The following is a 12,908-nucleotide window of genomic DNA, read 5'->3' on the forward strand; positions in this document are numbered from 1 at the left end:
CAGCAGTGATAAGCCAACAGCATTAATGGTTTGCTAAAGAGGGTATGATTTTTTAGTTAGAGGTATGAATAGGCAGTAGTGACGAGTCAATAGCATAACCGATAACAACAAGTGTGCGGTGTGATATAAACAAGCTATAAAAAAACATTGCAGTTATTGCAGCATATAAAGAAACATACGGTATACCGCTGAGTGTATACAGCTTATGCACTCTATGCACTCAGCGCCTTGTATTAGTTCGATACAATCTTTGTTATAACACTATTGTTGTGGTAATAAATCAGCCAGTGCGGCCTGTAAATCGGTAAATTTAAATTCAAAGCCAGCCTTTTCCAGTTTGGCTGGCACGGCTTTTTGCCCTGATAAAATCAGTACGGCCATTTCACCCATCGATAAATTCAGTGCCAGAGCCGGAATTTTCATAATATGGGGTTTATGCAGTACACGTGCTAGAGTTTCGCTGAAATCATAGTTTCGGGCTGGGTAAGGCGCTGTCATATTAAACGGCCCTTGTAGCGTTGGGTTAGCAAGTAAAAAGTAGATTGCCGCGACCATATCATCAATGTGGATCCACGGCATATACTGTGTACCGCTGCCCGCAGGGCCACCAGCACCAAGGCGGTAAGGTGGCAGCATTTTGGCCAGTGCGCCACCTTGTGCGTCAAGCACGATACCGGTGCGCAGCAGGCAAACACGCGTTTTGTCACTTTGCGCCTGTAATGCTAACGCTTCCCAGCGCGCGCATAGCTGATGCGTAAATTCATCGTGCGGAAGATCGTCCTCTTCAATCGTCAGATCACCTTGTCGCCCGTAAAACCCTACTGCCGAGCTAGATAAGAACGTATGCGGCGGCGTACTGCTTTGTGTTATCAGCATACTGAGCTTTTCTGTCAGATCCCAGCGGCTGTGGCACAACAGTGTTTTATGGGAATCACTCCAGCGTTTATCGGCTATCGGTTCGCCGGCAAGATTGATGACAGCATCAATACCATCAAGCGATTGTCGATCATCGAGCGTAGACCAAAACACCATATTGCTGCCCAATACTGAGCGTGCGCTGTCAATATCACGCGTTAAGATAGTCAGCTGATGTTCACGTTTGAGCTGTTTGGTCAGCGCCCGGCCAATAAGCCCTGTAGCACCGGTGATCAGAATATTCATAGGACAATCCTCTAGCGGGCTTCCTTGCGGTAAGTCAGCATCATTGAGACTGAGTCAGCAAAGCGCAGGGCATGCAGTTTGTCGACTTCAACTTGGGCAAAACTGACCCACTCATGCTCACTGGCAATATCGAGCAGATCTTTAGTGAGGCGTTCGAGCAGTAAAAAGTTGTTATTTTCCACATGAGCAATCATTTTTTTGGTGATCGTGCGGTAATTGAGCGCATTAGCAACATTGTCGGTTAAACTTGCTTGTGTGGCGGGATAGTGAATTTCAGCATTAATCACTACATCTTGCTTATTGTTGATCTCTTCTTGATTAAAGCCGATGTAGGTACGCAGGCGTAGATTTTTAATACGAATGATAGCGTCAGAGTGCATGTCTATTTCCTTCTTTTAATCGTTTATTTTAATCGTATTTTTTGAGCAGCAGTTTTCCCAAATAGGGTGCGATAAACATATTTATCTGCATATTGTGGGCATTTATACACGGTTTACCTTTTATGCTACGCCGTTACCCAGGTCAGTATGGCAGAATAGAGTGCGCGATGACTGTATCGAGTTTATACCATAATCTGGTTAATTTTAGCCGAGTTACCTAACATAAAACTGATTTCACGGTGAGTTTATATGTATGAGGTACAAGGAGAAATCACTACACAGTGGTTAACGAATGGAAGAGGGCTATGTCTGATATAACAAAAAATCTGACCAATAATAGCTGGGCCATATTAATGGCAGCACTTGTGATAACGTTTGCTGGAATAAAAGCGGCATCTGAAATTGTTGTGCCTTTTTTATTGGCACTGTTTATTGCGATAGTGTGTTATCCCGTTGTGGATATGATGGTTCGGCGGAAAATTCCGCGCATTATTGCCGTGTTACTGGTGTTGGTTGTAGTGGCCGTATTTTGCCTGCTGTTAGGTGGGCTATTGGCTGCATCAATTAATGATTTTAGCCGCACAGTTCCACAATATAGAGGTGAAATCACCGCACATATTCATACGCTAATGGCATTGGCAGCAAAATTTAATATCATAATTTCAGCCGATTATATTCAGCAGTTGCTTGACCCAAGTATCATCATGCAGATGATCAGCCGCATGGTATCGAGTTTTTCTGGCATCATGGCGAATGTCTTTTTACTGCTGCTGACCGTTGTGTTCATGCTGTTTGAAGCACCGTCGGCAAAGGGAAAGATCCACCTTGCACTGAATGATCCTAAAATGCGTTTGCAACAGGTTGATCGAGTGTTAGACAGCGTAAACCGCTACTTAACCATTAAAACATGGATAAGCCTGCTGACCGGTATTTTAGCCTGGGCTTTGCTGTCTGCTTTAGGCGTTCGCTACGCTATACTCTGGGGAACCGTGGCCTTTTTACTTAACTATATTCCCAATATTGGCTCAGTGATTGCCGCTATCCCGCCACTATTGCAGGCTCTGTTGCTCAATGGTGTACCGGAAGCATCCGGTGTGGCAGCGGGTTACGTGTTGATTAATTTATTGTGCGGTAACGTGCTTGAACCGCGTTATATGGGAAAAGGGCTCGGGCTCTCTACGTTGGTGGTTTTTTTATCCCTGATATTTTGGGGGTGGCTGCTCGGCTCTGTGGGCATGTTGCTCAGTGTACCCCTGACCATGGCCGTTAAAATTGCGCTCGAATCAAACCCACAGTACCGCAAACTCGCGATTTTATTGGGTGATGGGCGTGAAGTCGATGAAGAGTGTAAAAAAGGTGATTGTGGGAGGCAAACAGAGAGCGAAAAAGCAGAATCAGAGCTATCAACCTGATTTGATTTTGTTTTACGTGCTGGTGCGATTCAGCGAGCAAAATAGTTTAATAGATTGAAAATAGAGAAATCATTGCTTGTCAGCCAAGCAAGTTAACGCGAAACTGCTTCACACAGAGCCATCATGAAGTAGAACACCGTTACCCTCTGGAACTCTGCGAGAAAACATGGAATCTGGATACTAAAACAACAACAGATAGGTGAAACACATAACAATAAGATTAATGGAATCGGTGCATTTCCTCCTCCAAAATGTGGCCTGATAACCAAAGTACTCAGTGTGTAACCTACATTATCCCTATTTAGTGGCAGCCGAAAGGCTGCTATTTTTTTTGGTGCTTTTATGGGAAATGAAGTTTTATTAAAAAGATAATAGAAGAGCTTAAAAAAAACGCCTGATAATAAGTCAGGCGTTTTAATCAGGGTTAACGTTATTAAGCAATTATAAAAATAACGCTAAAAAATGAAGCACAGTAATATTTAACAGTGCTTCATCTTATTATTAAGCTTTCGTTTTAGCCGTTTTTTCTGCTTTAACCGGTTTTACGGGCTCATCATTATGCTGGGCGTTAAGCTCAACATATGGGCGACCGTAGAAAGAGTCGAGCAACACCTGCTTAAGCTCGCTAATCAGCGGGTAACGCGGGTTAGCACCGGTACACTGATCATCAAACGCTTCAATGGCCAGCGTGTCTACTTTCGCGAGGAAGTCAGCTTCAGTAACACCCGCATCGCGGATAGAGGCTGGGATACCCAAATCAGCTTTCAGGCCATCTAACCACACCAGCAGCTTCTCAATTTTTGCACCAGTACGGTCACTGCCAGTAGTCAGCCCCAGATGGTCAGCCACTTCTGCGTAACGACGACGTGCCTGCGGACGGTCATACTGTGAGAATGCAGTCTGCTTCGTTGGGTTATCGTTCGCGTTGTAGCGGATCACGTTGCTGATCAGCAGGGCATTAGCCAAACCGTGAGGAATATGGAACTCAGCACCTAACTTGTGTGCCATTGAGTGACACACACCTAGGAAGGCGTTAGCAAACGCAATACCTGCGATAGTCGCGGCATTGTGTACTTTCTCACGTGCAATCGGATCTTTTGCACCCTGATGGTAGCTTGCTGGCAGATACTCTTTGAGTAACTTCAGTGCTTGCAGTGCTTGGCCATCAGAATATTCGTTCGCCAGTACAGAAACATAAGCTTCCATTGCGTGCGTTACCGCATCAACACCACCAAATGCACACAGTGATTTAGGCATGTTCATCACCAAGTTGGCATCAACAATCGCCATGTTTGGTGTTAGCTCGTAGTCAGCCAGTGGGTATTTCACGCCGGTACGGTCATCGGTTACTACCGCAAACGGTGTGACTTCTGAACCCGTACCTGAAGTGGTTGTGATACAAACCAGCTCTGCCTTCACGCCCATTTTCGGGAACTTGTAGATACGCTTACGGATATCCATAAAGCGCATGGCCAGCTCTTCGAAATGCGTGTCCGGATGCTCGTACATCACCCACATGATTTTTGCAGCATCCATTGGTGAACCGCCACCCAGCGCAATAATTACGTCTGGTTTGAACGAGTTCATCATCTCTGCACCTTTGCGTACAACAGACAGTGTTGGGTCAGCTTCTACTTCGTAGAAAACTTCCACTTCCATACGCAATTTTTTCAGCAGACGTACAACTTCATCAGCATAACCGTTATTGAACAAGAAACGGTCAGTAACGATCATTGCACGCTTTTTGCCTTCCAGATCGCCCAGTGCAATTGGCAGTGAGCCACGACGGAAGTAAATTGATTTTGGAAGTTTATGCCATAACATGTTTTCTGCCCGCTTCGCGACTGTCTTCTTATTGATCAGGTGCTTAGGACCTACGTTTTCAGAGATAGAGTTACCACCCCATGAACCGCAACCGAGAGTCAATGACGGTGCAATTGCGAAGTTGTACAAATCACCGATACCCCCTTGAGTGGTTGGGGTATTGATCAGAATACGGGCCGTTTTCATTTTGTCGCCAAAATACTTGATACGGTCAGCATTGCGATCTTGATCAGTGTACAGACCAGAGGTATGGCCGATACCGCCTAGATTGACCATTTTACAGGCCATCTCAACGGCTTGCTCAAAGTTCTTGGCGCGGAACATACCCAGTGTAGGGGAGAGCTTCTCGTGTGCAAACTCTTCCTCTTCGCACACTTCCAAGCCTTCACCAATCAAAATCTTGGTATCAGCAGGAACGGTAATGCCTGACATTTCAGCAATTTTAACGGCTGATTGACCCACGATATTGGCGTTCATCGCCCCGTTGATCAGAATCACCTTACGAACTTTGTCCGCTTCTTCTTTATTCAGCACATAACCATTGTGGGAAGCAAAACGTGCTTTCACTTGGTCATAAATTTCATCAACAACAATCACAGCTTGCTCAGAAGCACAGACCACGCCGTTATCGAATGTTTTAGACATCAGAACAGAAGCGACGGCACGTTTAATATCGGCAGTTTCATCAATAACAACCGGCACGTTACCTGCACCTACACCGATAGCCGGTTTACCTGAAGAGTAAGCCGCTTTTACCATGCCTGGGCCACCGGTAGCCAAAATCAGGTTGATATCATTGTGGCGCATCAGCGCGTTTGACAGCTCAACAGAAGGCTGATCAATCCAACCAATAATATCTTTTGGCGCACCCGCAGCTATTGCTGCATCAAGCACCAATTTCGCGGCGGTGTTGGTAGAATTTTTCGCACGTGGGTGCGGAGAGAAGATAATCGCGTTACGGGTTTTCAGTGAAATCAGTGACTTGAAGATAGCCGTTGAGGTTGGGTTCGTGGTTGGCACGATACCGCAAATAATACCTACAGGCTCAGCAATGGTAATAGTACCAAACTCGTCATCTTCACTCAAAATACCGCAGGTTTTTTCGTCCTTGTACTTGTTGTAGATATACTCAGAAGCAAAGTGGTTTTTGATCACTTTATCTTCAATGATACCCATACCGGACTCTTCAACCGCCATTTGCGCCAAAGGAATACGCGCATTGTTTGCTGCTAATGCCGCAGCACGGAAGATAGTGTCTACTTGTTCCTGTGAAAAATTAGCAAATTCTTGTTGCGCTTTTTTCACACGTGCGACTAGCGCATCAAGTTCAGCAAGGTTAGTAACAGCCATGTTTATCTCCTGAATAAAATGAAAACTTTTTAGTAAGCAGGCACCGGTCAAAACACTCAGTATAAGTGTATTTTTTAACCTGCTGTGTACATGCTGAGTAAAGTGCTCTCATCAATAGGATATTTACTGTATTTTTGTGTTTTTATTTATCTCGCAATATTTATGTAAAACTAACAACCCTTTCTTTTTTCTCTTGAACTTAAGCATACGCATTTATTCGTATGATTTATGTGATTAAATTCACATATTTTGCTTGCTGACTCCATTCAGCTTGGTGGTTTTGTGTGTAAAATTGCATGTGAAACTGAGATAAATGTAAAAAAAACACCGTAAACAAACGCCAAACGACAGTAATGTAAGAAGAGATAAATACCCAATAAGACACCATAAAGTCGTAAAAAGTGAGTCAATATGACTGCTTTGCCAACGTAGACGTAGTGATGTAATTTTATTAGATTATGGCAGGGGGAATTTTTGCTTTTATGCTTATATAAAAGTGCCTCAAGTAGCACCTTATTTAAGGTATTTTTATTTACTTTACATCATTGGATTGCAGACTGGAGTTTTAAGCGTGGCCCAGCTATTTGATCTTGCAATATTCACTAAGTTTTTCATCGGGCTATTTGCACTGGTGAATCCAGTCGGCATTTTGCCTGCTTTTATTAGCCTGACCAGTCACCAAAGTGAGCAGTTGCGCAATAAAACCAACTTAACAGCCACCTTATCGGTCGCTATTATTTTGTGGGTCGCACTGTTTTTAGGACATGGGATCTTGGGTATTTTTGGTATTTCGCTTGACTCGTTTCGTATTGCGGGTGGTTTTTTGGTGATCAGTATCGCGATGTCGATGATCAGCGGTAAATTGGGCGAAGATAAGCAGAATAATCAAGAAAAATCGGAATCGGCACTGCGGGATAATGTTGCAGTTGTTCCACTTGCGCTGCCTTTAATGGCAGGGCCTGGGGCCATTAGCTCAACCATTGTATGGGGTACACGTTATCACCAGTGGTACAATATGCTGGGGTTATCACTTACCATTGCACTGTTTGCTTTGCTGTGCTGGGCTATTTTCCGTGCAGCTCCCTACATTGTTCGTTTACTGGGGCAGACGGGGATTAACGTTATTACCCGAATTATGGGGTTAATGCTCATGGCGCTAGGTATTGAGTTTATCGTGACAGGTGTGCGTGCACTGTTTCCCGGTTTAGGTTGATTTTAACTGATACGGTAAGTTGATATTTTCAGCTTACCGTGGGTTTTAAAAAGACAATACTCACTTTTTTGCTTAGGTAATGTGCTCGAATATCCCAAATATGGTGCACAGTCATATTGACTAATCGGCATATTTGGGGCTGTTTTAATCGTAGACTCTGTATTTATTACTTTTTTTGTTACACTTATCATGCGTTTTTCCTATCCTATTTATTTTCTTGATTATTTTTTACTTTACCTCTTATTTTATGCAGATTGATGCACTCCTTGTGCATTCCTTTCATTTTTACATCTCTTACTATGTTAATAACTCAGACAATGTTTGTTTGAAATTATTTTATTTGTTAATTAACAGTATTCTATTGTATTGCTATTTGATAGCTGATATCTGTGTTAACAGATCGAATTAAAACAATGTTTATCTATTTTAAGATTAAAAAATAAGCATATAGTCTGATTTTATGCATTGTGTAGCATGTTGGATATCTTCTTTTGTTACGTCATAGTGATATTCCGCATAACCAATATTATGCATAGTTAAATAATGGAAAATAAAAAATATTAAATGTTAAGTTTGCATATTTTTTGTTTTTAAGGTTAATTACTCTGTTTAACTGATAGGGAAGGTGGTGGCATAAACAGAGTTTAAGTGTGTTATTGCGTTTATTCCCCACAAAAAAAATATTTATGGGGATAAATGCAAATTAAAGAAGTAACTTTTATTTATAAATCATAAGGTTACTCAAGGTTCACCGGATAGTGAATACCTTTATACGATCTTGGAGATTAACGATGACATATAACAAGAAAAAACTGGCAGTGGCTATCAGCCTGTTAATGGGTGCAACTGTCGGATTAACCGGTTGTGATAACAAGCCTGCGGCCCCACAATCTTCTGCTGCTGAAACACCGTCAACCCCGCCAACTGTGCCTGCTAATGCAAAAACCAAAAATGGTGATGTGCTGGCTGCAACACAGACACTGGTGCGCGGTAACGGTGATGAGCCTGCATCGTTAGATCCCCATAAAGTAGAAGGTGTTCCAGAAGCGAACATTATCCGTGATTTACAAGAGGGCATGATTAACCTCAACGGTAACGGTGAGGTGATCCCCGGTGTGGCTGAGAGCTGGGAGAATCAGGATTACAAACGTTGGGTTTTCCATTTGCGCAAAGATGCTAAATGGTCAAACGGCACACCGGTTACGGCAGAAGATTTTGTTTTCAGTTGGCGACGTTTGGTTGACCCAAAAACAGGATCACCTTACGCCTCATACCTTGAGTATGCACAAATTGAGAATGTCAGTGATGTGATTGCCGGTAAAGCGGCACCGGAAACGCTAGGTGTGAAGGCACTTGACCCTTATACACTGGAAGTGGTGCTGTCAAAACCTGTACCGTATTTTGTGAAGATGCTGGCGCATACCTCCACCAAGCCGGTCAATAAAGCGGCGGTAGAGCAGTTTGGTGATAAGTGGACTTCCCCTGGAAATTATGTCAGTAACGGGGCATATCAGCTGAAAGACTGGCGGGTGAATGAGCGCATTGTGCTTGAACGTAACCCGAACTACTGGGATAACGCGAATGTAACCATTGATCAGGTCACTTATCTGCCGATTGATGAAGGCACAGATGTAAACCGTTATCGCGCTGGTGAAGTAGATATGACTTACAACCAGTTGCCGATTGACGTGTTCAAAAAGCTGCAGGCTGAAATTCCGCAGGAAGTGAATATTGACCCGTATCTGTGTTCATACTACTACGGCATCAACACCTCAAAAGCACCGTTTACTGATCCTCGGGTACGTAAGGCGCTCTCTTTATCGATGGATCGTGATGTGATAGCTAAACAGGTTATGGCGCAAGGCCAGATCCCGGCATACAGCTTCACACCAAGCATCACCAACGGGCTGGCGGCTAAACAGCCGGAGTGGGCATCATGGACACAAGAGCAGCGTAATGCTGAAGCGGCTAAATTACTGGCTGAAGCTGGTTTTGGTAAAGACCATCCACTGAAATTTACCCTGTTGTACAACACTTCTGATAACCACAAGAAAGTGGCGGTTGCTATCTCTTCGATGTGGAAGAAAAATTTAGGCGTTGATGTGGCGCTGGAAAACCAAGAGTGGAAAACCTTCTTGGATAACCGTCGTCTCGGTAACTATGACGTGACCCGTGCCGGATGGTGTGGTGATTACAATGACCCGACCGCCTTCTTGAATATTTTGCTGTCAAAAAGCAGCAACAATGACATGAAGTATAAGAGTGCTGAGTTTGATGAAACCATGGTGAAAGCCTTGGCTGCGGGCAACGATACTGATCGCGCGAACTTGTATCAGCAAGCTGAGAATATCGTTGAAACAGATACCCCGCTGATGCCGATTTACCACTACGTAAGCACCCGTTTGGTGAAGCCATATGTGGGCGGTTATAGCGGTAATAACCCGCAAGATGAGATCTATTCGAAGGATCTTTACATCAAGCAACACTGATACCAATTGCGTGCTGACAGCTTTTTGCAACGGGCTGTTAGCTACGCCAACAAAGGTGCACCACCAGTGTGATCCTCTGTCAACCAAGGCTTACCAAACGGTAAGCCTTGGATAACGATAAGCTGAACATGCCGTGACAGCGATAAACAGAGTTTGCATTGTTACATCGTCGTATGACAGGGAGTATGTCATGATGTTGAAGTTTATTTTTCGCCGCATATTAGAAGCGATTCCCACGCTGCTGATATTGATTACCGTCTCTTTCTTTATGATGCGTTTAGCACCGGGTAGCCCGTTTACCGGTGAACGTAGCCTGCCACCTGAAGTTTTGGCCAATATTGAAGCCAAATATCACCTTGATGAACCCCTGTATAGCCAATATTTCCGCTATTTAGGGCAGTTAGCGCAGGGCGATTTTGGCCCATCGTTTAAGTATAAAGATTTCTCAGTGAATGACTTGGTTTCACAAGCCTTTCCGGTATCAATTGAAATTGGTTTTTATGCGTTTGTGCTGGCTCTGATTCTGGGGGTGACGGCTGGTGTTATCGCCGCGCTACGGCAAAACAGCATGATTGACTACGGCGTGATGGCATTTGCCATGACCGGTGTGGTGATCCCCAGTTTTGTGATTGCGCCATTATTAGTACTGATTTTTTCGTTGGGGCTAAAACTGCTCCCTGCGGGAGGCTGGAATGATGGCAGTGCCGTCAACATGGTGTTGCCCGTTGCTGCGCTGGCCATTGCCTATACCGCCAGTATTGCTCGGATCACCCGAGGTTCAATGATTGAGGTTTTGCACTCCAACTTTATTCGTACTGCCCGTGCCAAAGGGTTACCGATGCGGCATATCGTGCTGCGCCATGCTCTTAAGCCTGCCATGTTGCCGGTAATTTCTTACCTCGGCCCGGCATTTGTCGGCATTATCACCGGTTCTATCGTGATAGAGACTATTTTCGGGCTACCGGGGATCGGGCAACTGTTTGTTAACGGTGCACTAAACCGTGATTATTCGATGGTACTGAGCCTGACGATTATTGTCGGTACGCTGACCATTCTCTTTAACGCGATAGTCGACATTCTATACGCGTTTATTGACCCGAAAATCCGCTATTAACAGGAGTATTTTATGATGATGACTAAAAATAACTCCGCCGCGGTTGAGCAGTTTGCCACCCAGTTGGATATTGAAGGGCGCAGCTTGTGGCAAGATGCGTTCCGCCGTTTTAAAAGTAACCGTGCCGCCATGGTTAGCCTGTGTATTTTGGCACTGGTGAGTTTGTATGTATTGGTTGCACCCTCTTTATCACCGTTCGAATTTGATGCCACCGATTGGACAGCGATGAGTGCAATGCCCGCGTTTGAAGGGCAGCACTATTTTGGCACTGACTCGCTCGGGCGCGATCTGTTTGTGCGTACGGCAGTGGGCGGGCGTATTTCACTGATGGTCGGGTTGGCTGGTGCGCTGGTGGCCGTGCTGTTTGGTACGCTTTATGGTGCAACATCGGGTTATCTTGGCGGTCGGGTTGATTCGCTGATGATGCGTGTATTGGAAATCCTTAACGCATTTCCATTTATGTTCTTTGTGATCCTGCTGGTAACACTGTTCGGGCGCAATATTTTCCTGATTTTTGTCGCTATCGGCATGGTGTCATGGCTGGATGTAGCGCGTATTGTGCGTGGGCAGACATTAAGCCTAAAGCGTAAAGAGTTTATCGAAGCGGCACTGGTCTGCGGCGTATCCTCTAAAAATATTGTTTTACGGCATATTGTGCCAAACGTATTGGGTGTAGTGGTTATTTACGCTTCTCTGCTTGTTCCTGGCATGATTTTGTTTGAATCCTTTTTAAGCTTTTTGGGATTAGGCGTACAAGAGCCGATGACCAGTTGGGGTGCGCTGCTGCAAGATGGTGCTATTTCGATGGAAGTGGCGGTATGGCAGTTATTGATCCCCGCAACGTTTTTGATTATCACGCTGTTCTGTTTCAACTTTATTGGCGATGGCTTGCGTGATGCCCTCGACCCGAAAGATCGTTAAGCAAGGAGCGCAGCATGACATTGTTAGCAGTAAAAGATCTGCGAGTGACCTTTGCAACGCAAGACGGTGCAGTCACCGCCGTGAACGATCTGAATTTTTCACTCAGCGCCGGAGAGACGCTGGGGATTGTCGGCGAGTCTGGTTCGGGAAAATCGCAAACCGCTTTTGCGTTGATGGGATTATTGGCCAGTAATGGGACAATTGGCGGCTCGGCGCTGTTTGATGGCAAAGAGATTTTAAATCTGCCGCAAGCGCAGCTCAATAAAATCAGAGCCGAAAAAATCGCGATGATCTTTCAAGATCCGATGACCTCACTAAACCCCTATATGCGGGTCGGTGATCAGCTGATGGAAGTACTGATGCTGCATAAAGGTACGAGCAAAGCCGAGGCGTTTGATCAATCGGTCAAAATGCTTGATGCCGTAAAAATGCCGGAAGCACGCAAGCGGATGCGGATGTACCCGCATGAGTTTTCCGGCGGCATGCGCCAGCGGGTAATGATCGCTATGGCGTTAATGTGTCGCCCGAAATTGCTGATTGCCGATGAGCCAACCACTGCGCTGGATGTCACCGTACAAGCGCAGATTATGGATCTCTTAAACGAGCTTAAACGTGAGCTGAATACCGCAATTATTATGATCACCCATGATCTGGGTGTCGTGGCGGGGATCTGTGACAAGGTGCTGGTGATGTATGCTGGCCGCACCATGGAATATGGTCAGGCGCGTGATATTTTTTACCGCCCAAGCCACCCATATTCAACCGGTTTGCTCAATGCCGTGCCACGGCTAGACAGCAAAGGCAGTGAGCTGGCGACTATTCCGGGAAACCCGCCAAACTTGCTGCGTCTACCACAGGGCTGCCCGTTTCAAGAGCGTTGCTTGAATGCCAGTTCACTATGCCGCCAAAGTACCCCTGCATTACTGCCATTTGGTGAAGGTAGGGTTAGAGCCTGCCATTGGAACTGGGAGAACATAAAATGAGTCAGTCAGTTGATAGGGTTGCAGAGCACACTTTTGTACCAAACCACCCGCAAAACAGTGC

9 protein-coding genes are annotated in these 12,908 nt (G+C 45.1%); 6 read left to right on the forward strand and 3 right to left on the reverse strand.

Going from position 1 to position 12,908, the window contains the following annotated elements; genetic code table 11:
• Nucleotides 1-261 precede the first annotated feature (261 nt).
• A complete protein-coding gene (locus tag ACRC53_RS02815) occupies nucleotides 262-1,161 on the reverse strand; it encodes a TIGR01777 family oxidoreductase (RefSeq protein WP_438642057.1) in 900 nt (299 codons plus the stop codon).
• An 11-nt stretch (nucleotides 1,162-1,172) separates the two neighbouring features.
• Nucleotides 1,173-1,541, reverse strand: coding sequence for a dihydroneopterin triphosphate 2'-epimerase (gene folX, locus ACRC53_RS02820; protein ID WP_438642058.1), 369 nt, complete (start codon nucleotides 1,539-1,541; stop codon nucleotides 1,173-1,175).
• Between the two features lie 305 nt (nucleotides 1,542-1,846).
• Here folX and ACRC53_RS02825 point away from each other — a divergent pair, with 305 nt between their 5' ends.
• The gene (locus tag ACRC53_RS02825) at nucleotides 1,847-2,953 is read left to right on the forward strand and encodes an AI-2E family transporter (protein ID WP_438642059.1); all 1,107 of its coding nucleotides are present in this window, start codon (nucleotides 1,847-1,849) and stop codon (nucleotides 2,951-2,953) included.
• 501 nt (nucleotides 2,954-3,454) lie between these two features.
• Here the strand turns inward: ACRC53_RS02825 and adhE are convergent.
• Nucleotides 3,455-6,127 carry a bifunctional acetaldehyde-CoA/alcohol dehydrogenase gene (adhE, locus tag ACRC53_RS02830; protein WP_438642060.1) on the reverse strand — a complete coding sequence of 891 codons (2,673 nt, stop codon included), beginning with the start codon at nucleotides 6,125-6,127 and terminating at the stop codon, nucleotides 3,455-3,457.
• A gap of 550 nt (nucleotides 6,128-6,677) precedes the next feature.
• On the opposite strand from adhE, the gene ACRC53_RS02835 reads away from it, so the two are divergent.
• The 5 genes from ACRC53_RS02835 (at nucleotide 6,678) to ACRC53_RS02855 (ending at nucleotide 12,847) form a co-directional block, all read left to right on the forward strand.
• Nucleotides 6,678-7,340, forward strand: coding sequence for a YchE family NAAT transporter (locus tag ACRC53_RS02835; RefSeq protein ID WP_438642061.1), 663 nt, complete (start codon nucleotides 6,678-6,680; stop codon nucleotides 7,338-7,340).
• 791 nt (nucleotides 7,341-8,131) lie between these two features.
• Entirely contained in the window at nucleotides 8,132-9,829 is a 1,698-nt protein-coding gene (locus tag ACRC53_RS02840; protein WP_438642062.1) for an ABC transporter substrate-binding protein, read from the forward strand.
• A 193-nt stretch (nucleotides 9,830-10,022) separates the two neighbouring features.
• Nucleotides 10,023-10,943: an oligopeptide ABC transporter permease OppB gene (gene oppB, locus ACRC53_RS02845; protein WP_438630691.1), complete on the forward strand. Its 921-nt coding sequence runs from the start codon at nucleotides 10,023-10,025 to the stop codon at nucleotides 10,941-10,943.
• A 15-nt stretch (nucleotides 10,944-10,958) separates the two neighbouring features.
• Complete coding sequence (gene oppC, locus ACRC53_RS02850) at nucleotides 10,959-11,864, forward strand: oligopeptide ABC transporter permease OppC (RefSeq protein ID WP_438621950.1); 906 nt, start codon at nucleotides 10,959-10,961, stop codon at nucleotides 11,862-11,864.
• Nucleotides 11,865-11,878: 14 nt separating this feature from the next.
• Nucleotides 11,879-12,847 carry an ABC transporter ATP-binding protein gene (locus ACRC53_RS02855; protein ID WP_438642063.1) on the forward strand — a complete coding sequence of 323 codons (969 nt, stop codon included), beginning with the start codon at nucleotides 11,879-11,881 and terminating at the stop codon, nucleotides 12,845-12,847.
• The last annotated feature ends 61 nt before the right edge of the window (nucleotides 12,848-12,908 follow it).

The sequence above is a fragment of the Plesiomonas sp. genome (assembly GCF_051652165.1).
Classification (GTDB): domain Bacteria; phylum Pseudomonadota; class Gammaproteobacteria; order Enterobacterales; family CAMTGL01; genus Plesiomonas.

Excerpts from the sequence above, each read along its gene's own strand:
- ACRC53_RS02815 (WP_438642057.1), bottom strand. The coding sequence starts at position 1,161 with ATGAATATTCTGATCACCGGTGCTACAGGGCTTATTGGCCGGGCGCTG.
- folX (WP_438642058.1), bottom strand. The coding sequence starts at position 1,541 with ATGCACTCTGACGCTATCATTCGTATTAAAAATCTACGCCTGCGTACC.
- ACRC53_RS02825 (WP_438642059.1), top strand. The coding sequence starts at position 1,847 with ATGTCTGATATAACAAAAAATCTGACCAATAATAGCTGGGCCATATTA.
- adhE (WP_438642060.1), bottom strand. The coding sequence starts at position 6,127 with ATGGCTGTTACTAACCTTGCTGAACTTGATGCGCTAGTCGCACGTGTG.
- ACRC53_RS02840 (WP_438642062.1), top strand. The coding sequence starts at position 8,132 with ATGACATATAACAAGAAAAAACTGGCAGTGGCTATCAGCCTGTTAATG.
- oppB (WP_438630691.1), top strand. The coding sequence starts at position 10,023 with ATGTTGAAGTTTATTTTTCGCCGCATATTAGAAGCGATTCCCACGCTG.
- oppC (WP_438621950.1), top strand. The coding sequence starts at position 10,959 with ATGATGACTAAAAATAACTCCGCCGCGGTTGAGCAGTTTGCCACCCAG.
- ACRC53_RS02855 (WP_438642063.1), top strand. The coding sequence starts at position 11,879 with ATGACATTGTTAGCAGTAAAAGATCTGCGAGTGACCTTTGCAACGCAA.